Origin of the sequence: Wolbachia endosymbiont of Spodoptera picta, from assembly GCF_018141665.1 — a bacterium.
In the GTDB taxonomy this organism is placed as follows: domain Bacteria; phylum Pseudomonadota; class Alphaproteobacteria; order Rickettsiales; family Anaplasmataceae; genus Wolbachia.
On the sequence record NZ_CP067976.1, the window covers coordinates 483,189 to 505,581 of the forward strand.

The 22,393-nt window shown below is 33.4% G+C and carries 19 protein-coding genes and 1 tRNA gene; 11 read left to right on the top strand and 9 right to left on the bottom strand.

Translation table 11 applies throughout. The features are described from left to right. Positions 1-97: 97 nt before the first annotated feature. The 6 genes from JKF54_RS02040 (at position 98) to JKF54_RS02065 (ending at position 8,501) form a co-directional block, all read left to right on the top strand. A complete protein-coding gene (locus tag JKF54_RS02040; protein ID WP_211908460.1) occupies positions 98-1,114 on the top strand; it encodes an extracellular solute-binding protein in 1,017 nt (338 codons plus the stop codon). Between the two features lie 80 nt (positions 1,115-1,194). Continuing rightward, the gene (locus JKF54_RS02045) at positions 1,195-2,082 is read left to right on the top strand and encodes an aspartate carbamoyltransferase catalytic subunit (protein ID WP_211908461.1); all 888 of its coding nucleotides are present in this window, start codon (positions 1,195-1,197) and stop codon (positions 2,080-2,082) included. 688 nt (positions 2,083-2,770) lie between these two features. Continuing rightward, on the top strand, positions 2,771-3,805 hold the full coding sequence (locus JKF54_RS02050; protein WP_211908462.1) for an ankyrin repeat domain-containing protein: 1,035 nt from the start codon (positions 2,771-2,773) through the stop codon (positions 3,803-3,805). Beyond that, positions 3,789-5,576 (top strand): pentapeptide repeat-containing protein, encoded by a 1,788-nt coding sequence (locus JKF54_RS02055; RefSeq protein ID WP_211908463.1) that lies wholly within the window; start codon positions 3,789-3,791, stop codon positions 5,574-5,576. The genes JKF54_RS02050 and JKF54_RS02055 overlap by 17 nt, the downstream gene beginning before the upstream one ends. 35 nt (positions 5,577-5,611) lie before the next feature. Then, positions 5,612-6,220, top strand: a complete 609-nt coding sequence (gene gmk, locus JKF54_RS02060; RefSeq protein ID WP_211908465.1) for a guanylate kinase — start codon at positions 5,612-5,614, stop codon at positions 6,218-6,220. A 244-nt stretch (positions 6,221-6,464) separates the two neighbouring features. Next, the gene (locus tag JKF54_RS02065; protein WP_211908467.1) at positions 6,465-8,501 is read left to right on the top strand and encodes an ankyrin repeat domain-containing protein; all 2,037 of its coding nucleotides are present in this window, start codon (positions 6,465-6,467) and stop codon (positions 8,499-8,501) included. Here the strand turns inward: JKF54_RS02065 and sdhA are convergent. After that, on the bottom strand, positions 8,473-10,272 hold the full coding sequence (gene sdhA, locus JKF54_RS02070) for a succinate dehydrogenase flavoprotein subunit (protein WP_211908469.1): 1,800 nt from the start codon (positions 10,270-10,272) through the stop codon (positions 8,473-8,475). The genes JKF54_RS02065 and sdhA overlap by 29 nt on opposite strands. Positions 10,273-10,480: 208 nt before the next feature. After that, positions 10,481-10,891, bottom strand: coding sequence for a zinc-ribbon domain-containing protein (locus JKF54_RS02075; protein WP_010406912.1), 411 nt, complete (start codon positions 10,889-10,891; stop codon positions 10,481-10,483). Between the two features lie 38 nt (positions 10,892-10,929). Here JKF54_RS02075 and dapD point away from each other — a divergent pair, with 38 nt between their 5' ends. After that, positions 10,930-11,772, top strand: a complete 843-nt coding sequence (gene dapD, locus JKF54_RS02080; protein ID WP_211908471.1) for a 2,3,4,5-tetrahydropyridine-2,6-dicarboxylate N-succinyltransferase — start codon at positions 10,930-10,932, stop codon at positions 11,770-11,772. Here the strand turns inward: dapD and JKF54_RS02085 are convergent, their stop codons facing one another. Then, a complete protein-coding gene (locus tag JKF54_RS02085) occupies positions 11,773-12,054 on the bottom strand; it encodes a DUF2610 domain-containing protein (RefSeq protein ID WP_010406917.1) in 282 nt (93 codons plus the stop codon). Then, complete coding sequence (locus JKF54_RS02090; RefSeq protein ID WP_211908472.1) at positions 12,055-12,426, bottom strand: hypothetical protein; 372 nt, start codon at positions 12,424-12,426, stop codon at positions 12,055-12,057. A gap of 95 nt (positions 12,427-12,521) precedes the next feature. Between JKF54_RS02090 and JKF54_RS02095 the strand changes: the two genes are divergently transcribed. Next, positions 12,522-13,550 carry a class I SAM-dependent methyltransferase gene (locus JKF54_RS02095; protein WP_211908473.1) on the top strand — a complete coding sequence of 343 codons (1,029 nt, stop codon included), beginning with the start codon at positions 12,522-12,524 and terminating at the stop codon, positions 13,548-13,550. 938 nt (positions 13,551-14,488) lie between these two features. Here the strand turns inward: JKF54_RS02095 and JKF54_RS02100 are convergent. Further along, entirely contained in the window at positions 14,489-15,829 is a 1,341-nt protein-coding gene (locus tag JKF54_RS02100) for an ankyrin repeat domain-containing protein (protein WP_211908474.1), read from the bottom strand. 421 nt (positions 15,830-16,250) lie between these two features. Here JKF54_RS02100 and JKF54_RS02105 point away from each other — a divergent pair, with 421 nt between their 5' ends. After that, positions 16,251-16,436 (top strand): ankyrin repeat domain-containing protein, encoded by a 186-nt coding sequence (locus JKF54_RS02105; RefSeq protein ID WP_006013526.1) that lies wholly within the window; start codon positions 16,251-16,253, stop codon positions 16,434-16,436. A 357-nt stretch (positions 16,437-16,793) separates the two neighbouring features. On the opposite strand, the gene JKF54_RS02110 is transcribed toward JKF54_RS02105, so the two are convergent. The 4 genes from JKF54_RS02110 to JKF54_RS02125 all read right to left on the bottom strand — a co-directional run bounded on the left by JKF54_RS02110 (position 16,794) and on the right by JKF54_RS02125 (position 19,893). Beyond that, positions 16,794-17,384 (bottom strand): COQ9 family protein, encoded by a 591-nt coding sequence (locus JKF54_RS02110; RefSeq protein WP_211908475.1) that lies wholly within the window; start codon positions 17,382-17,384, stop codon positions 16,794-16,796. Positions 17,385-17,402: 18 nt separating this feature from the next. Further along, complete coding sequence (murD, locus tag JKF54_RS02115; protein ID WP_211908476.1) at positions 17,403-18,935, bottom strand: UDP-N-acetylmuramoyl-L-alanine--D-glutamate ligase; 1,533 nt, start codon at positions 18,933-18,935, stop codon at positions 17,403-17,405. Positions 18,936-19,085: 150 nt separating this feature from the next. Then, the gene (locus JKF54_RS02120) at positions 19,086-19,796 is read right to left on the bottom strand and encodes a triosephosphate isomerase (RefSeq protein WP_211908477.1); all 711 of its coding nucleotides are present in this window, start codon (positions 19,794-19,796) and stop codon (positions 19,086-19,088) included. Positions 19,797-19,820: 24 nt separating this feature from the next. After that, a tRNA-Thr gene (locus JKF54_RS02125) sits at positions 19,821-19,893 on the bottom strand. Between the two features lie 77 nt (positions 19,894-19,970). Here JKF54_RS02125 and rsmA point away from each other — a divergent pair. Both rsmA and guaB read left to right on the top strand, forming a co-directional pair. After that, positions 19,971-20,765 carry a 16S rRNA (adenine(1518)-N(6)/adenine(1519)-N(6))-dimethyltransferase RsmA gene (rsmA, locus tag JKF54_RS02130; protein WP_211908479.1) on the top strand — a complete coding sequence of 265 codons (795 nt, stop codon included), beginning with the start codon at positions 19,971-19,973 and terminating at the stop codon, positions 20,763-20,765. A gap of 123 nt (positions 20,766-20,888) precedes the next feature. Beyond that, a complete protein-coding gene (gene guaB, locus JKF54_RS02135; RefSeq protein WP_211908481.1) occupies positions 20,889-22,376 on the top strand; it encodes an IMP dehydrogenase in 1,488 nt (495 codons plus the stop codon). Positions 22,377-22,393: the final 17 nt, after the last annotated feature.

Below are 22,393 nucleotides of genomic sequence, written 5' to 3' on the forward strand. Positions count from 1 at the left end.
TATTCCAGTACTGTAACTGCAACGTTTTGAAGATTTACACTTGCTAAGACCTTGCTATTTTGATAGCTTGAGATGATGACAAGGAAGGGTTTTGTTTATGAAAAAAGGTTTAATATTTATATCTTTAGTAGCGGCTTTATTGATAGTCGTTAATTTTTTATATAAAAATAGCGGAATTGATGATTCACAAGTAGTAAACGTTTATTCATCTCGTAAAGAAGAATTAGTACATAGTTTGTTTGATGATTTTACAAAAACCACTGGCATCAAGGTACGTTATATCATTGACGATTATTCCCAATTGCTTTCACGTATGGAAAATGGTGGTGAAGCTGATTTGTTTTTAACTGCAGATGCAGTGAATTTGATTTTAGCCAAAAAAAGAGGGCTCTTATCTCAAGTGGATTCAGAGACTCTAAAAAATGCCATACCTGCAAAATTTAGAGATAATGAAGATTATTGGTTTGGTCTCACAAAAAGAGCTAGAATATTGGTTTACAATAAAGAATCAGTAGATCCTAAGGAATTAAGTACCTATGAAGATTTAGCGAATGAAAAATGGAAAGGGAAAATATTAGTACGCTCTTCCACAAGTCAATATAACCGATCATTGATCGCTTTTATGATTGCAAAAAATGGTTTTGAAAAAACAAAAGAATGGGTGAGTGGAATTGTAAGCAACATGGCAAGAAAACCAAGCGGTGGTGACACAGATCAAATTTATGCTGTAGCCGCTGGTGAAGGAGATATTGCAATAGTAAATAGCTACTACTTTGCAAGAATCCTTTCATCAGAAAATAAAAAGAATACCACAGAAAAGTTAGGAGCTTTCTTTCCTAATGATGGTGTAATGGTGAATCTTAGTGGTGCAGCAGTAACAAAAAACGCAAAACACAGAGAAAATGCCATAGCTTTATTGGAGTTTTTTGTAAGCAAACAGGCTCAAGAGCTATATGCTAAAAAAAATCAAGAATATCCTATTGTTGAAGGTATTGAAACTTCTGATGTGTTAAAATCTTGGGGAAATTACCTACAAAGTACTCTGCCTATAAGTGAGCTTGAGAAGCATCTCTTTGAGGCTGTTATGATAGCAGATGAATGTAAGTGGAAATAAAATTTTATAGCTTCCTTCTACTTTACTTTACAGTTGTGTAATTGAAATTAAGAAAGTAGAATAAGCTCAAAAAAGGAGCTATGGACAAGAGAAGGAATTTATTAAATATCTCAGACCTCACAATCGGTGATGTAGAAAATATAACTAAATTAGCCAACCAATACCTTGAAGAAAAAGTTGAAAATAGTCATGTTCTGAAAAATAAAATAGTCATAAACCTATTCTTTGAAGATTCAACACGTACGCTCGCATCTTTTGAAATAGCAGCAAAAAGCCTTGGAGCAAATGTTATAACTTTACCAATAAAATCTTCTTCTATTAACAAAGGGGAAGATCTAAAAGATATGATAAAAACACTAAATGCAATGAATCCTGACTATATGATAATCAGGCATAAAAGTAGTGGTATTATTAATACATTGGCAAAGCATGTCAACTGCTCGCTAATCAACGCAGGCGATGGAAGCAGTGAACACCCAACTCAAGCTCTTGCAGATTATCTCGTAATTATCAGTCATAAAAAGCAAATAAAAAACTTCAAAATTGTGATATGTGGAGATATTTTGCACGGTAGAGTTGCAAGATCAAATATAAGATTGCTAAAAATGTTTGGAGCAAAAATAAGCTTAGTTGCACCACCAGCTTTGATTTGTAAGCATTTTTCTGAAGTAGATTCACTTCACTATTCATTAACTGAAGGTATAAAGGATGCTGATGTAATTATGCTCTTGAGGTTGCAGAAAGAGCGCATGAATAATAATTCTTCAGAAAAAGAATATTTTCATTTGTATGGACTTGATGAACAAAAACTATCGCATGCAAAACCCGATGCAATTGTTATGCACCCAGGACCAATAAACAGAGGTATTGAGATTAGCAATGATGTAGCAGATTGTGTTATTTTACAGCAAGTAAAGTTTGGATTAGCAACTCGTAAGGCAGTACTGCACTATTTAATTAATGTTTAACTTTAATTAATTTTAAGGAATTTTAGACATAATGATCCTCCTATAAAAAACGATTTAGAAAAATATAACACACCTCATGACAGAAATTAAGTATGTACTGAAGTAGACTGTGCTATATTTTTTTATTGAGAGATTAGTTGAAAAGTCTGCAGACTTGAATAAGGTGAATTTCGAGCTCTAAAATACCCTCATTTTCACTAATAATAATCAAACTACCAAATGTGTCAAGTAATTTATATCCGTTCAGGAGAGTGATAGAATCAGGTAGACGAGAAAAGAAAACTATAGGGTCAATGCGTGACACTAAAGTCCAGAAAATTTAATTTCAAACCAGCACTTCCTCCTTTATCATTCCAGCGCGTGACCAGTTCTTATTATCTGGTCAGTCCTCTGGATCCCAGTATCAAGTACTGGGATGACAAGAGAAATGGAATAACATTATGAAGGTAGTCATTCCAGCGCGTGACGCTGGAATCGAGAAAAAAACAGTGTCAGCTACTCCAATGACAATTTAAGGTAAAATCTAAATAAATGGGAAAAACTTTGATATTCAGTCTTTGCAAAATTCTACTCGTATAGAAAAGGTAATACAAATGTTTTTTATAAATAAAACCTTAAGGCATTTTTTACTGTAGATTAATCATTTGATTATAGTATCATTCTAATTAAGCTTATGACTGCAATATCTATGAAGAACACTTTATATTTGATACTATTAGTTGCTATATTTTTATCATCCAACTTGTTTGCTGTAGAGCAGTCTGAAGAAAATATAAATCAAGAAGACGTATCGAAAAGCAATACTGATGCTGAAAAAACTTCTCCGCTTCTGAGCGAACTAAAAGAAAGCACAGACTCAACAAATGTAGTCGAAATACCTTCCAGCGAGCCAAAAGAAAGCACAACCCAAAATGTAATCAATGAAGAAGTACCTTCAAGTAATGAAAATATACAAACAAACCTACAGCCTGAAGAGGGGAATAATATAAAAGATACCAAAGCTCTAACAAGTCCTTTATCAGAAGAAAAAAAAGAAGAACCTGAAGAGAAGAAAATCAGTCACAATAATCAAACAAACCTACAGCCTGAAGAGGAGATTAGCAAAAAAGACACCGAACTTTCAACAAGCCAATTAACAGAGAAAAAGAAAGAAGAACAGCCTGACAATATAACACCTGTGAACAAAGAAAATGAAGAAAGCGAAAAATGGACAAAGCTAAACAAAGAAATAAAAAAAGAATGGAACCATAAAAGCAAGTCTATATATAAAAGACAATATGATAGCCTAAATGAGCACCTTCCTAAAACTATATTTACTGATGATTACAGTAAGCAATTTTTTTACTGCATAAAGAAGGGCAACTTAATTTGTCTAAGAGGAGTAATAAATAAGCTAGAAAAAATTGGATTAACAATTCAAGAAATACTAAGATTTAGAAATAAATTGGGTGATACTCCTCTAATTTATGCAGTGAAACAAGGTGAAATAGACACAGTTCGCTTTCTCTTATTACAAGGTGCTGATCCTAGAGTAGTTGATAATAATTTTAAGTCCCCTATTGAAATAGCAATCGAAAGGAAGCAGATCAACATAATAAACGCAATTGCCGAAATGATGCCATACCTTTTAGAGGATAAAGAAATAAACAATGAAGAAGACTCAGAGATGTATAACTTTGCTATAAAAACAAAAGAAAGTACCTGCGATGCAAAAGATAATTAGACTTTTGATATTAACTTTTCTAGTTGGTCATTTATGCTATGGAAATGAAATAGATGATGAAAAAAATCCAATCAATGATTTTTTAAGCGCTCTGCACGATGTAAAATACGTATCTTACAATAAAAAAGATTTCGCTAAATTTTTAGTACATTGTAATAAAGCAGGAATACCACAAGATTTTAAGAAAGGTTTTGGCTCTAATTTGAATGGGGCTAATTTTAGTCAATTATATTTAAATAAATCTATTTTTGAGGGAGTAAGTTTAATTGGTGCTGATTTTTCTAACACCGATTTATCAGATGTGTCTTTTATCGATGTTGATTTACGTGGTGCTAATTTTTCCAATGCTAATTTACATGGTGTTAAAATACAAGGCACAAATTTAAGTTTTTCAAAATTTGCTTCTACAAATCTAACAGATATCATATTTGATCAATCTAATATCAGTTATGCTGATTTTGTCAATTCTAATCTCAACAAAGTAAGTATGCGTAATATAATTGGTTTGCATACCAAATTTTTGAATGTAAAAATGAATTTATCCGATTTATCAAACTCAAATGCTAGCTACATAAATTTTAGTGATAGTGAAATAAACGACACTGTTATGCAGAAGAATAATTTCGACAATGCAAGTTTCTTTGGAGTGGATGCACACAAGCTCAAGATACAATTCTCTTCACTAAAAAACGCTAATATATACGGTGCTAAAATAAAAAAATTGGATTTTACAGGTAGCAATCTTTCGAACGCCTATTTTAATGCTTCTATTATAGTTGATAGTAACTTTGAAAAAGCCAATTTAAGCAATTCACAAATTTCCTATGTGAAAGGGGATAATTCAAACTTCATTAAATCTATACTAAATGGTTCCAAGATAAAACATGCATATGTTTTTGAATCAGACCTTCAGGATGCTGACTTATCTAATATTGATTTTAGTTTTAGTGAATTGTATAAAGTTAACGCCTATGATGCTAACATTTGTCACGGAAAGTTTCATAATACTAAAGTTGTGAATTCTGACATGAATGGTTCGTTCTTTGACCATTCATTGTTTACCTCTGCAAAAATAGAAGATTCAGATCTTTGCACAACTTCAATGTATAAGACAAAAATTCAAGACTCTCAAATTTATAATAGTACTCTTTCCCACCATAGTATTGACTTCAGTGAGATAAAAAATTCAATATTCTTCAAATTATTAGCTGATAATTCGAGCTGGTCTAACTTAAAAGTCACTAATTCAAATTTTATTGAAAGTGATTTCAAATCCTCCGTGTTTTATGATAATACCTTTAGAAAGACTAGTTTTTTTCTTAGCAATTTGAGTGATTCGACAATAAGTGATATGTCTTTTCTCTCTTCAAGCATATATAAAAGTTCAATTGCTGATATTCATTTAACAGATTGCAAATTTGATAATTCAATTTTGATTGACAATCAGGGACAGAGCAAAATTACAGGTCTAGAGAGTGCTATAACTTCAATTAAAGATCTGCAAGAGAAAATATCGCAGGGTGAAAAATTTGATGTAAATTATTCTTACTTTGAGTTTAAAGACATGAATTTAGAAAATGCTAATTTTTCTAATTCAATATTAAGTAGAGCAAAGTTTGTAAACGTTAATTTGAATAAGGCAAATCTTGAAAAAGCCGATTTACGTTATACTGTCTTTGATAATTCCTCTCTTATTGATACCAATTTATCAAATTCTAATTTAGAGGGCTCTAGTCTTTTAAACTTTGATTCAAAAAATACAAAGTCTTAAAAAAGCTCTATAATGTACTTGTTAAATAAAGAAAAATGACCGTAAAAAATGAGGGCATACTACTGATTCTATCCTCTCCTTCTGGAGCTGGAAAAACTACTATATCAGAAAAATTACTTGAGCAATCAACCGATTTAGTTATGTCTGTTTCTATGACTACACGCAAACCTCGTCCCGGTGAAGTAAATGGAAAAGACTATTTTTTCGTTACTGAAGAAAAGTTTCATGAACTATGTAAGGCTGGTCAAATGCTTGAATATGCTAAAGTTTTTGAAAATTTTTACGGTATACCAAAAGATTTTATAGAACAAAACCTGAGTAGTGGCATAAGTGTTTTACTGAATATAGATTGGCAAGGAGCATTTCATTTATTTGAAATCTTAAGAGAAAAAGTTGTAAGTGTTTTTATACTACCTCCCTCAATGGAAGAGCTTAGACTGCGTCTACAAAGGCGTAATAGTGATGATGAAATTGAAATAGAGCGGAGATTAGCCGAAGCGCAAAAAGAGATAAGTAAAAGTAATAAATATGATTACGTAATAATTAATGATGATCTTGATAAAAGCGTAGAAGAGATAAAATCAATACTAAGTAAAGGAATGCTTAAAAAATTAGAAGAAAAACCAAGTTTGAAAGATCTATAAAAACATTGGTTTACCTCTTTCAGTAGCACTCATGCTTCACAGTTTAGCCACATTTATTATTTTTTAAGATAAAATAGTTAAAATAGTAGACAAGTGCTAAAGTGGGGATTTGAATATGACAATAGATTTTCTAATAGAAACTAGTTTTCTGCCTTTTCACCTATATTTCGATAACATCTAGCTCAATTTAAAAGTTTAATCCAATTCGTTAACGCCAAATAGCTTTTAATATTGAGGTTTTAATATGAGTATAGATCTAAGTGTATTAGTTACTAATGCAAACAAACTAGATAAATATATAAACAAAAATGAAAAACAAGAGCAAGATAAAAAAGACAAGCAATTGTATAATATTATAGAGAGAAAGGTAAAAAAAGAAAAACATAAGCATGAAAAACCAAGAAGTCGAGATGGAACACTCAAGGAATGTAAAAGGTTATTTAAGGAAGGCGCTAGTCCTGAAGTATTAACTAAATTAGAAGAATCTCTTAGAGAACAGGGAAAATATCACAGATATTATGTCCAATGTTTCCTTCCAGTGCTAGGTGAAGTAATCGAACAATTAAAAAAAATATCAGATGAAACAAAAAACCAAGTAAGGCAAGCAATTTCTGAAGTCACTAAAAGTCACTCTAATAAAAATCGCAAGGACAATGAGTCAGAAAGTGGTTACTGTAGCAATTTTGAAAATGAAGTAAACGGAATATCAGATTCTGATAATGATGTTCAATTACTAAAAGCAATCAAAAATGGAAATAGCAGGAAATTTAGAAAATATCTAAAAGATTGCACAAATGTTAACAGCATAAAAGATGAAAAAGGAAATAATATTTTACATCTTATTGCATCGCTCGAAAAGGAACAGAAATGCAAGTTTCTAGGTACCCTAATAAAAACGGTCACCAAGGAAGATCTAGCACAACTTGTTGATAGTGAAAATCAAGAAGGAAAGACTCCTTTTCAGGTAGCACTAATTAACAAGATAATAAAAGGGAAACATGATTCTCACACAATCCAAGATAACGATAAAACACTTAAGTTTCTTACAAAATTGCTAGAGTATGGAGCCAACTCTGACAATTTAGGATTATCTACAAAAGAATTACAATACTTAAAAGAAGAGCAAAAGACATACTATTGTGATTTCTTAGAAAAATTAGCAAAGTCAGTAAAGAAACCTGAGTTAAAATCAGAAATAAGAACAAAAATTAAAGAAATTATACCACATACCATAAATACTCCAGATAGTAATGATAATTATCAACTACATTTAGCAATTAAAGATAAAGATAAAAAATCTTTTAAGGAATTATTGAAAAAAGGAGCAGATATTAACCTTAAAGATGCAAATGGCAATAATGCTTTACACCATATTGCCTTGCTGACAGGGAAGCAAAAAGTTACATGCTTGAAATTAATATCAGCCTTAGTAAAAGAAAGAAAAATATCTGAAGATAAATTAGATGAAGCTATAAAAGCAACTAACAGGCAAGGCAATATACCTCTAGAATTAGCACTAAAGAAAAAAGCAGAAAAAAAAAGTATCGAATACCTATTGCAAGAAACAATTTTTGATTTAGCCACTAATTATGATAATACAACAAAGTTTTGTGCAGCATTATTACAAAACGGTGCTAACCCTGATTCTTTATGGTTAGAAGATCCAGAACTCCATACTAAAAAGTACTATTTAACTTTACGAGATCTAAAAGATTGTTCAAGTACTCCACAGAAAGCACAGGAGAAAGCTAAAGAACTAAAAGAGAAGCTTGAGGAAAAATACCACTGTGGAACTGCTTCGAAAAAATGTCAATCAGGCATTAAAAAGCTAGGTTCTGGTGTAAAAAAAGGAGCATCTGCTGTATGGAAATGCATTGATCCGGGTAGGAGAGCTAGTGTATTGTTAGCAATCACAGTAGCAACTACTATTATTACAATGGTAACACTTTCTTGCTTTCAAGGACAAATTGCAATTGGAGCAGCGTTACCCATCATAGCTATAACAGGAGTGGTCTGTCTGATATTCACTTTGGGACTTAGCGGCATTAGGAAACATGTTAAAGAATTAACCAATGATCAGCAAACCAGTAAAGATAATCTCCAAACTGCAACACAACCTGAAAATGTTACTGAACAACAAAATTTAGCTAACAACTCAGCAGCACAAGAGCAGTCAGAACATACAGAGAGCCCAGCTACTAAAATGAGCGATATATCAATACTACGATTTATAAATAAACTAGATGAATTGACTAATAAATTCTCTTTTCCGGGGCGATGAAATCAATCTCATCGCTCAAAGTTTTTTCAGCAACTTTTTTATAGTCAATCTCTACACTGACTTGGTTTTTCTTTTCTTTAAGCCATGCTATAGTATGCTTCATCCAGTTTTTATCATCACGTTCAGGGAAATCTTCACGAGCATGAGCACCCCTGCTTTCCTCGCGATTAGCTGCGCATTCCATGGTAATAACTGCTTGTGGAATCATATTGGCAAGCTCCAGCGCTTCAACCAAATCACTATTCCATATCATACTGCGATCTTCAACTGCAATGTTAGGCATCATTTTTGCTACTTCTTTTATAGCTTTTTTACCTTCCTCTAAAACTTCAGCAACACGGAATACCGATGCATATTTCTGCATAGTGTGCTGCATTTCACTTCGTATTTTTGCTACTTTGAACTCTCCAGAAGCAAATCGCATTTTATTAAATCTATCTACTATCAAGTCTGTGCAGTCTGAATGCAATTTTTTATGTGGTGTATCAGGTTTCAATTTTTCTTTTGCCCTAAGCGCGGCAGCTCTACCAAAAACCACAAGATCAAGAAGCGAGTTGGAACCTAGTCGATTTGCACCATGTACAGAAACACATGCTGCTTCTCCTATTGCAAATAATCCTTCTACCACTTCTTCTTTACCTTTTTGCAACGTGATCACTTCCCCATGATAGTTGGTTGGAATACCTCCCATGTTATAGTGAACAGTTGGAATAACAGGTATCGGATCTTTAGTAACATCAACTCCTGCAAAGGTCTTTGCTGTTTCACTAATACCTGGCAATCTGAGCTTTATTACTTCCGGATCAAGATGAGCTATATTCAAGTACATGTGATCTTTCTTTGGCCCAACTCCCCTTCCCTCTCTAATTTCAATTGTCATTGCTCGACTTACTACATCACGAGAAGCCAAATCTTTTGCCTTTGGCGCATAACGTTCCATAAACTTCTCACCCTGAGAATTAACGAGGTACCCACCTTCACCGCGGCATCCTTCCGTCATCAAGCACCCTGAGCCATATATTCCTGTTGGATGAAATTGCACAAACTCCATATCTTCAAGTGGCAACCCAGCTCTTACCACCATGCCATTACCATCACCTGTGCAGGTGTGTGCACTTGTTGCAGAAAAATAAACACGTCCATAACCACCTGTTGCTATTACCACAGAATATGCACGAAATCTATGCAACGTACCATCACACAGCGACCAAGCTATCACCCCACAGCATGTACCTTTGTCCATAATCAAATCGATTACAAAATATTCGACAAAAAATTCAGCGTTAAATTTAAGACATTGCTGATATAGAGTATGAAGAATTGCATGCCCAGTTTTATCTGCTGCTGCACAAGTACGCTGAGCCGATTTTCCTTTACCAAAGTGAGTTGTCATTCCACCAAAGGCACGCTGATATATTTTTCCATCTTCCGTACGAGAAAAGGGTACACCAAAATTTTCAAGTTCAATCACAGCTTTGGCAGCATTTTTACACATATACTCTATTGCATCTTGATCGCCAAGCCAGTCTGAACCTTTTATTGTATCATATGCATGCCAGCGCCAGTCATCTTCAGCAATATTACTCAAAGCTGCACTAATTCCTCCTTGCGCTGCAACTGTATGACTTCGTGTAGGGAAAATTTTAGAAATGCAGGCAACTGAAAAATTAGTTGCAGCCATTCCAAGTGTTGCTCTAAGCCCTGCTCCACCTGCACCTACTATCACCACATCATACTCATGCTCTATGATTTCATACGCTGACTTATCCATATCCACTTATTTTATCATCACAGGCTTATAATATCACAGAAGTAGAAAAAATCTATACAAGTTTTCTGGATGTAAGCTTCTGAAACAAATCTATAGTAAACGATGTAATAACAATCATAGGGCGTCATGAAAGTAGCTGAAATTGGAATGACACTATCATAAAGGAATAAGTGTAGTTATTTGCATAACATTGATGACTTATGCCTATTTAATTAGATCTAAAATTAGATAGAAAAAGGTAATCTTGATAAAACTCATTTACAACAAGTTCTCTCGCACTTGAATTTTCCGTTTGCACTTTTTTGTATCCTAATTTATGGCTTATTGAATCTTTATATGCACTAACTGCTTTATATATCTTACTTACCTCTCCTGGAAAGATACCACCAACAATTATAACGCATAACCCTGCAACTGTTGCAAAAGCTAGAGTTAAACTTTGCCTCCAGTTAGCTTTTTTTTCTTGTATACCAGCAGGGCACAATTCACTTGACATTTCTTTTAGATACTCATGCCACATGTGATTGCAGTTTGTACATTTCACTTTTCTTCCAGATTCACCTATTTGCCCACGAGATACTAAGTAAGTTTTAGTACAATTATGACATTGTATTTTCATAGTGCTTACGTATAAAATAATATAAATTTGATATCAATATGTATATAATAAATGAAAAATTTGCAACTAAAAAATTACAAGATGAGATAGAAAATATTTGGAAAGATAAAGAAAAACTTAACGACTATAATCTAAAACACGAAGCAAGATTAATAATCAAAGAGGTAATTGAGTTACTTGACAGTGGTAAAATTAGAGTAGCAGAAAAGCTATCAAGTGGAGAATGGATAGTACATAAGTGGATAAAGCAGTCAATATTATTACATTTCCTCACTGAGGAAAGCAAAATAATAGACAACACCAATTGCTGGTTTGACAAAATCGGTAGTAAGTTTAGTGAATGGAATGAAGAAAAATTTTACCATTCAAAAATTAGAGCAGTTCCTGGGTGTTTTGTCCGCCAATCTGCTTACATAGGTAAAAATGTTGTTCTAATGCCAAGCTTTATCAACGTTGGTGCATACATTGATTCTGGCACAATGATAGACACTTGGTCAACAGTTGGTAGTTGTGCACAAATAGGGAAAAATTGCCATATTTCCGGTGGAGTGGGAATAGGCGGAGTTCTTGAGCCCATTCAAGCTTCTCCAGTCATTATAGAAGATAATTGCTTCATTGGAGCGCGTAGTGAGGTAGCCGAAGGTGTTATAATAAGAGAAGGATCAGTCCTTAGCATGGGTGTGTTTATTGGAGCATCAACAAAAATTATTGACAGAGAAACAAGCAAGGTATTTTATGGTGAAGTACCACCTTACTCTGTAGTTGTACCAGGATCTACTCCACCTAAAAATAACATTTCAACCTATTGTGCAGTTATAGTAAAAAAAGTGGACGAGAAGACGAGATCAAAAACTTTTATAAATGAAATATTGAGAACCTAACTACTTGCAGTCATTTTTTTTATCATTATTACTAACTACAGTAATAGCATATGCACATAATTCTGAGAAAGAGATTCCATTTTCTTTAGATAACTTATATAATTTTTGCAGACTTTCTTTGACTCTATTAGGTATGTTTCCTCCACGCTCCTTTGCAAGCCAGGAATCTTGATAGTGAATTGGATGAGTATCACTCTTTGGATCTCCTATGTATATTGCAAAAGGTGAACTTTGCCCTTTGAAATCACACTGTACAGTAAATTTTTTTATAGACTCAACCATTTAAAGACCTCTGCTTTTCTTTTTAACCGATTTTATAGAAGGTACAAGAGGTGGTTTTTTGATAAAATCTTGCCTATTGAAAACACTTTCTTCCCCTTCTAAAGCTCTGCGAATATCAGCTCTGCTCAATTGTGACTCTTTTGCTAACCTCATTCCATACTTTACCATAATATTAGCATATGCTAACACTTTTTTTACTAACTCTAGGTCACCATTCAGCATTTTAACTAATGCTTGAAATACCTCCGCTAAAGTTAATCCATCAGCACCTACAACCTTATTTTCTACAAAATTGACAATTTCTTCAAATTTATATTCAACACCATCATCTTGAGGTATAAGGGTAACATAATCCGTATCTTGACTATTCATAACCAAAGCACTATCGCCTTTAAACTTATATTATATATATAAATACTCCACTATTTTATAGTATGGCACGCTATAGTTAAACATTTATTAATAATATGCTTACTTATATACACGAATTAATTGATAAAAGCCAAGGATCAATATCCATCAGTAATTTTATGAATGCTGCTCTATATCATAAAGAGTACGGCTATTACATGAATAAATTACCACTTGGCAAAGATGGTGATTTCATTACTGCACCTGAAATTAGTCAGCTGTTTGGTGAAACAACTGCAGTTTGGATAATGGATACATGGGAAAAATTAGGAAAGCCATCAAAATTTTCTCTAGCTGAACTTGGGCCAGGTAAAGGAACACTCATTCATGATGTAATAAGAGTCACCAAAAAATATAGCTGTTTTTTTAGCTCAATGGACATTCATCTAGTTGAGATAAGCCCTATTTTACAGAAAATACAAAAGGAAAAATTAAAGGGATTAGATATTAATTGGCACACAGATGTCGACAACTTACCAAATCAGCCAACTATTTTTTTTTCAAATGAGTTCTTTGATGCTCTTCCAATTGATCAGTTTGTTTATCGTGATGGGCAGTGGTATGAAAATAGAGTAATAAAACAAGATGATGGCAGTCTTTCATTGTCACTCCAGTGCTTAACCAGACCAAAAACTGGACTCCAGACTGGAATGACAGGGGGTTTCAATGGTGCAGTAGTGGAAGTATGCCTAGCCGGAATCGAAATATTAAAGAAACTTGAGAATAAGATAGTCAATAACGGAGGAGCTGCCCTGATTATAGATTATGGTTATTTATATCCTTCATACAAGAGCACTTTGCAATCGATAAGGCAGCATCAGTATGCTAATTTTCTTGAAAATATTGGTAACAGTGATATTACTGCACTTGTAAACTTTCAAGCGTTAAAAGATTCATTAAAATACTTAAATTGTGAGATTTTAACTCAAAGAGAATTTTTATATTTGTTTGGTATAAAGGAAAGAGCGCAAGCTTTAATGAAAAATGCAAGTAATGAACAGAAGAATAAGATCTTCAGTGAATTTTTAAGGTTAACTGAAAATATGGGTACTCTCTTTAAGGTAATGCTGATTCACCATTTGTAGTCTTGTGTAGTTCTTATGTTAAACATACAAATACTAAAAAATTTACAGAATAAAAAAGGTAAAAGAAACGTATCTGTTCAGCAGAGTAGCAAAATAAGATAGACAGATAAGACTATCATAGGAACAAATAGGTGTCATGCAAGTAGCTGACACTGGCATGACAACAAAAAAGTTACTCAAATGACACCCTTTTGATGCACAATTTTTGGTGCATCACGTACTGATTTTCATCCAAGACGATGTCATGCAAGTAGCTGACACTGGCATCCAGCCTTTTCGCGCAAAAAACGTTGTAAAGTGTTTACCAACTTAGCTGGATCCCAGCTGGAATAACACTTGGTTATGCAAGAAATCTATTGTCAAAAAAATTACTTCCGCATATTTTGAATCTGATTATAATGACAATTAGAGATATTTTAAGAGCTCAAAATCTATCTTTGTCTGCAGACTTTCAGTTAACTTTTCAATAAAAAACGTAGCGTATCTTTTTCAGCGTATACACACGTCTGTCATATGTGCGCTGCATTTTTTTCTAATCTTTTTATACAGGAGGATTTTATGTCCAGAATTCCAGATACTTGACCTTTACTTTAGCTAATAACAGGCGCCTGTGATTTTTATAAAGAAAGTCTAGGAAATAACTAAAAACTGTTTCCAGGCATAAATTTGCCATGTATACCTAAAAAGTAATTATATTAGCATAATATTCATACTTATATGCCAATATTAATATTCTTTGAATGGAATACGAAATTAATGTTGAAAAAATATGTACCAAAAAATTTATGTGGGATCTATGCCGAAGCTCAAATTGCATGACACCATTTATTTTTATGGTTTTGTCTATTTTATTTTGCCACTCTGCTAAACGGATACATTTAATTCCATTTTTATCGAGCAGATAATTGTCATATATTAGCTTAGTTCTCCTGTTATACTTAAATATAAATCAGCATAGCCCTAATTTTTTTATATATTTTACTTCTTTCTCTATATTTAATAATAGGCTTGAAAATAAATGGTAAACCTATAATTGTTAAGCTTAGAGCTAGGATTGAAAGTACACAAAAGGCTTTGTGTTTACTATGTAGCTCTTTCAAGTAAAGCATCAAAAACCTACAAAATTTTTTGTAATTTTCTTCAATATTTTTTTTGCTATGAGCCTTGTCAATAAACATATCTATTGCAGTATAATCATTACTACAATTAATTGCCCCTTTTTCTATTAATAGCTGAGCTATATCAAAATAATCCTTTTGAATAGTAAGATGCAGAGGTGTAAAACCTTGTTGATCACAAATATTCATATTGGCTTTTACTGCTAACAACATTCTTACAATTTCTACATGGCCTTTTTTAGCTGCAAGTAGCAGAGGAGTTCTGTTGCATCTAGTGACGGCATTAACGTTTACCTTAAGCTCCAATAAGAACTTAACTGCTTTAGTATCACCATTATAGCTAGCTTTATGTAACCTGGTGTTACCGCTACAATCTTGGTCATCTGCTTCTATTCCCTTTGAAACAAGAAATGTTACCATTTGCCTATTATTATTCTTAATAGCGCAATCCAGTGCATCAAAACCATGTTTATTTTTTGTGCAAATAAACTCTTTTAACTTAGCTTTTGCTTGCTTTACAATAAGCTTTACCAGTTGCATTTTGTTGTTATATGCTGCTAGAAAAAGCGTAGTATTATTTTCTGCATCTTTTGCTTCTATGTTTGCACCTTTCTTTATCAGATATTCTATAATCTCTACTCTACTTTCATAATGTGTAGTACATTGATAAATGGTCAAAAATAAAGGAGTACGAAAGTTGTTATCTTCACATTCAAGATTTGCTCCGCTATCAATTAAAATCTGGACGCTCTTTTTAGAACCGTATAATGAAGCTATGTGAAGAGGAGTATAGCCTTTCTCAGCATCTTTTTCATTAATTTTTGCGCCTTTTGTTATTAAAAAATCCATTAATTCTGTGTTATCTTGTAGTGTAGCAAGGTGAAGTGGAGTAAATCCATTTTTATCTCTAGAATTAATTGTCAGTTGATTAACAAGAAGTTTAGCAATTTTTTTGTGTCCATGCATAATAGCATAATGCAGTGGATTTCTATTTTCGTTGTCCACAACATTAAAGTCAGCTTCGTGCTCTAATAATGATTTTACTCCAACTAAATCGCCTTCTTTTGTAAACTTATGCAAGAGAGTGACTCCGCTTACATCTTTTGAGTTAATATCAAATCCACTTTCTACCAATTGATGTATGTCTTCCTCACACGCCATACCATTTTAATTAAACCCTTTTCGCATTAACAATACTCCCACTTAATTAAGTTTGAATGAATCTGTAAAAGATATATCACAATTTATTGAAGTTACTAAATTCCGATATATTAAAGTCCACAATTTCCTGAATATAGAAATATTTATTTTTATACATTTGCCCTATTTCTTGTCATCCCAGTACATTCTTTTTTGTCATCCCCAAGTAGCCCCATTTCACACTACTTTCATCCCAGTGCCCAGACACCAGCCTTTCTTACCAACAAAAACTTAGCATAACTTTTGTTCTCAAAAAATTTCTGGATTCCAGTGTCAAGCACTGATCTTCAATCTCCGTACATCTCTGCGTCACGCACTGAAATGACACCCTGAAGCTTTAGCTATAAATATTAAGCAAGCAAAAAAAGGCAAAAGAAGCCTCATGGAGATAGTTGCTCCACTCTTTTTACTTGATGCTGCTCAAGCAGGTCACTTGGATGTAGTAAAATACTTAGTAGAAATAGCAAACGCAGGTGTTAATTATGTAGTTAGTACTCTTAGTCTACCTCATTTTGACTATGAAAAAACTGCTCTAATGTTTGCTGCTAAAAGTAGTCATTTTGTATAGTTTTATCCAACTCAGACGTAGTTTAACCCTAGATTAACTAATTTATCCTTTGCAATTGTAATAAGGTCTATAAACTACTGCAAATCCAAATTTCTATTTGATCTTACATTCTTATTGTAATAACCTCTATGGATCACACAGCATTAGTCGTGTATCTGAACAGATACTTTTGTACATGAATCAGCTTTATGTGTATCAACTCTGTCTACTTCAAGTTTCCAGCAAAACTACTTTCTAATGTATTGCTTTCAATCAAGTTCTTTGTTAAGCTCACTGTTAGTGGATGTTCAATTATCTTAACATAAAAATCAAGGCAGCTTTAGGTATAAATACGAGTAACTCGTATAAGTAAAGAGGCTATAAGAAGTTTCTTACCATTCTATTCAAACGGGTTTTAAACTTTTGAAATGTCATGACATTGTTGATACGTTTGTCAAGAAACGACAGGGTATCTGCAAAATCTTCTGAATAATCATTGATAAAAAAAAGTATCGTACTTAAGTACACTCCAGCTAATATTGCTCTTTTTGTATAGTAGTTAAAATCTGTTGATTGATCATGAATGCCATACCAAATCGCGCTAACAGTTCTGTACAAGAGTTTACTAGAAAAATATGTATTTTGGGGTAATATAGAGAATGATAAAATATTTTTTAAAAACTCTCTGTAATTTTGTAACTTAGCATAGTTTGAAAGGCGTATTTGGACAGCTAACTTTATCCGCTCTCTTACCTTCATATCTTCTAAATTGGAATTCCAAAGTTCAGTTTCTATTGAGCTATTTAAGTCCTCTGCTATGTACTCCAAAGCACTATATATTCCATTTTGAAATTTACAAAAACTATTGGCTAGGTTAAGGTTCGTGCACACTTTCAATAAGGTTGCATCACTTATTCCTTCAAATGGAATAACCTTAATCAGCTCATCTACTATTAACTTTTGTTCCATACAATACTATACTAAACATCACATATAATTGTACCTGAGATTTTCAAACATTCTGCAAAATGCTTCACCGCGCTCTTCAAAATTTTTCCACTGATCAAAAGAAGAACATGCAGGAGAAAGTAATATCGCTACTTCTTCTTTGCTATTTATGGCCTCTTCAAAAGCCAGTTTAAATGCGTTTTCTAGATTATAGCACTTCATATAATCTATTTTGTTCTCCATAATGTTTGCAAAAACTTCAGTTGATTCTCCAATAAGAAAAGCTTTTCTAATCTTGGTGAAATGCTTGCTTAATGATTCTATTCCGCCTTTTTTGCTTTTTCCGCCAACAATCCAATATATGTTTTTATAAGATAAAATTGCCTTTTCGGTCGATTCTGCATTGGTTGCTTTGCTATCGTTGATAAAAAGTACATTATGTATTTTGCCAAGAAATTCATTTCTGTGTCTTAGCCCTGGAAAGGATTTGATTTCATTGACAATAGTGCTGCTATCTACTCCAAGTAACTTGCACACAGCGTGTGCAGCTACTATATTTTCTACATTGGATACTAGGTTTACTTTCATATCACTCATTGATAAGTTGTGATTCTCTAATTTTATCGAGATCTCCTGAATCTCAGCACTCCTTTTGTCATCCAAGTAGCTGACACTGGGATCCAGATAATTTCGATCTATACCAGTAATCTGTTCACTATAATCAAGCAAATTGTTATCTGCCAATGATATTAGATCTCTTGCACTACCCTCTATCATCTGAGTAGTTGGCAATGGTTTTTCTTTTCTGGTCATGCGCTGGAATGACACCAGGGAATATGTTACTGAAATTGGAATTTTGTTCCCAGTGAATTTATTGAATACATCAGCGGTAATTTTGTTATCACATCCTATCACGGCAATCTTGCTACTGTTTATCAGTTTTAATTTAGTTGCTATGTAGTTATTCATACTTCCATGTCTATCTATGTGGTCTGGTGTGATGTTGAGCAATACAGAAATGTCTACATTAATTTTATTTATTAGCTCCAATTGAAAAGAGGAGAATTCAATTACATAAATTTCTGCATCTCTTTCTAAATCCAAAATAGGCACACCTAAATTCCCGCCAATAGCTACTTTTTTCCCTGTGGATTTTAATATGTGCCCTATTAGTGAAGTGGTGGTTGATTTGCCATTTGTTCCGGTGATGCCTACAACCTTCTGGCTTGTAGTTTTAGTTTCGAGAAATAGCTCAATGTCTGATTTTATTTTGCAGTCAAAGCTTCTTGCAAGTTTTACTACCCAATGCGTTGGTATTGGCACTCCAGGGCTCAAAATTAGTGTGCTTATCTCATGCCAATTATACTCATTGGGATGAGTATAGTTACACTCTTTATATATCTTTTTTGCATTTGCTATTTGCTCTTTATTATCATCCCATGCATATATTTTTGCACTGCTTTTTGTTAGAGCATTAATAACGGACAAACCAGTTTTACCAAGGCCGAAAACCGCAACACTTTGATTTTTGTATTTGTTTAGTTGCACTTCTAGATAACTTATGCGAACCATTTTATAAAGATATAATACAAATTATAATGACTTCTTCCATAGTTTTTGGCAGTGCTTAACTTTATTGTCACAACCTTAGCCAATAGAAAACTCCTTGACACATTTTGCCAACTCCCTTACCATAACAATAAGAGTATTTATCCTTTAGAATTAATTAAGAGAAAGTTTTTTCTCGACTTGTTGTATAATTTGATAAAAGTGATCAAAATCTAAGCTTGCACTACCAATTAAAACTCCTAATAGATTTGGAATACTGAGCAAGTTTCCTATATTTTCTGAGCTGACTGAGCCACCATATATAATGTGTTTTTTACCAGTACACAATTTTATTATCTCTACCACCTCAGCAATTGCGTCATTATTTGGCACATTTCCTGTTCCTATTGCCCATATCGGTTCGTATGCTATGGTATATTCACCTTGTGTTGGCAAACGGTTTTTGCATTGATATTCTATTACTTCTTTTGTTTTTTTATTTTTATAATCTTCTGAGTTTTCACCTACACAGATGATTGGGTGTAATCCTGATTCTATTGCTGTTTTCGATTTAAGTTTTATTTCACTATCTTTTTCATGAGCCCTTTCAGAATGTCCAAGTATTACGTAACTACATCCTAGTTCCTTCAACATTCCTGCACTAATTTCACCTGTGTAAGAACCGAACTCTTTATGATGACAATTCTGTCCTCCTATTTTAATATTATTGTTCAACTCTATACTGCTTGGAAATGATATAAAAGGAGGGCAAATTACTAATTTAGAGGTAATTTCGTTGCTCTTGTTGTTAAGTTTGCCTATAAAGTTAACAAATGAAGAACGTGTTCCATTCATTTTCCAATTTGCTACTATTAAAAAGGACATCAACTTTACTTGTATGGATAAGAGTGCCGGCTGTCGGACTTGAACTGACAACCTACTGATTACAAGTCAGTTGCTCTACCAATTGAGCTAAGCCGGCATTAAATACACTGACAATATACAATTATTGATGAATTTTCGTCAACTAATTTTTAAAATACTGCATACTAAGATCATATGAAAAAATTTTCACTGAAGCCAAAAAAGAGTCTAGGACAAAATTTTATTTTATCGAATGAGATAACAAAAAGAATAGTTGCTTTAGCTGGTAGCCTGAAAGATTTTAATGTTATTGAAATTGGTCCTGGGTATGGTGCGTTAACAAGAGAAATATTGGCGTATAATCCAAAGTTTCTACTTTCTATAGAAAAAGATAGTAGTTTAGTGAAACATCACGAACAATTGCTAAATGAGCATCAGGGAAAATATAGAATTATAGAAGCAGATGCACTTAATGTTGTAGAAAAAGAGCTGGTAGAATGTCCAGTCAAAGTCATTGCTAACTTGCCTTACAATATCTCAGTAGCGTTATTTTTAAAGTGGTTAAATAATATAAAATTTTTTACGAATTTGACGTTAATGTTCCAAAAGGAGGTAGCAGAGCGTATTACAGCAGAACCTAATTCTAAAGATTATGGTTCCCTATCAGTGCTAAGCCAGTTACTATGCGACATAAAAAAGGAATTTGATATTGAACCTAAGGAATTTTTTCCAAGACCAAAAGTATATTCTTCAGTAATTACAGTAAAACCTTTACCCACTCCAAGATTTGCAGTAAATTTAGAAACCTTAACAAAGCTAACACGTGCTGTGTTCGCTCAAAGAAGAAAGATGCTGAGAAATAGCTTGCAAAGTATAACTAGTGATGTCTCAACTACTCTTGAGAATGCTAAACTGAGTGGAGACGAACGTCCAGAAAGCTTAACTATTGAGCAGTTCTGTTTGCTAGCAAATAATGTAATTTTGCGATAAATATATTAGGAGCTACATACCTCTTCTATCCTATTTTGATCTAAAAATAGCTGGATCCAGGCTAATTTTGCAAAAGCTCTATTGCAATTTCATTAATTGGCGTATAAGCTTTAAATAAAGCATATGAAAAAAATGGAAGCTTGTTATTCGTTTGACGATGTACTTCTCTTACCGGCCTATTCTGATGTATTGCCTCGTGATGCAGACACAAGAACTTATCTAACAAATAATATAGAACTAAATATCCCTCTCATATCCTCTGCAATGGACACTGTCACTGAATCAGGCTTTGCAATAGCTATTGCCCAACATGGTGGAATAGGTTGCATACATAAGAATTTATCAATAGATGAACAAGTGTTAGAAGTAAGAAGGGTGAAAAAATATGAAAGCTGGATCGTGTATAACCCAATTACAATTTCCCCAGATAAAACAGTTGCAGAAGCAGTTTCATTAATGAGAGAGTATAATTATTCCGGCATTCCTGTAGTTGATCAACGCAAGTTAGTGGGAATTTTAACTAATCGAGATGTGAGGTTTATTGAAGACCAGAACATGAATATAAAAGTTTCCGAGGTAATGACAAAAGATAAGTTAGTAACAGTTCGAGAGCAGGCAGTAAACAGCGCCTCAGCAATGAAATTGTTGCATGCAAATAGAATAGAGAAGCTTTTGGTTGTTGATGAAAATTCTTGTTGCATAGGTCTAATCACAGTTAAAGACATCGAAAAATACAATAGATATCCAAATTCATGTAAAGACAGTAAAGGTCGACTCAGAGTTGCCGCTGCAATTGGTACTGGTAAAAAAGACGGTATAGAAAGATGTGAAGCTTTGATCGAAGAAGAAGTTGATGTGGTTATTGTAGATACCGCTCACGGTCATTCCCAGAACGTTATCAGTACTATTAAGGAAATAAAAAAGATGTATCCGAATACTCAACTAATCGGCGGAAATATCACAACAACAGAGGCTGCTGAAGCGTTGATTGATGCTGGTGTTGATACAGTGAAAGTTGGAATAGGGCCAGGATCAATTTGTACTACCAGAATAGTTACAGGCGTTGGTATGCCACAATTCTCTGCGATCAAGAATATTGCAGAGGTTTGTAAAACAAAAAACGTCAGACTAATTGCTGATGGTGGAATAAAATATTCGGGAGATGTTGCAAAAGCTATTGCAGCTGGTGCTGATACTGTGATGATAGGTTCAATCTTTGCTGGTACTGAGGAAAGCCCAGGTGAGATTATCATGTATAAGGGTAGAGCATATAAGGAATATCGAGGAATGGGATCTATTAGTGCAATGAAACGAGGGTCAGCTAGCCGTTATTTTCAAGATTCAAAACTCGATTTAGTCCCACAAGGAGTAGAAGCAAGAGTTCCTTTTAAAGGTCCAGCTTCAGGAGTGATCTGTCAGTTAATTGGTGGGTTGCAAGCTGCAATGGGTTACACTGGCAACCGTAATATAGAAGAGATGAAAAAAAACTGCAAATTTGTCACTATTACTTCATCAGGGTTAAGAGAAAGTCATGCTCATGATATAATCATTACACAGGAAGCTCCAAATTACGCTTACCAAGCATCTAATTTATCATCTGATTCAGAGTAAATACAATCCCCTTTTGA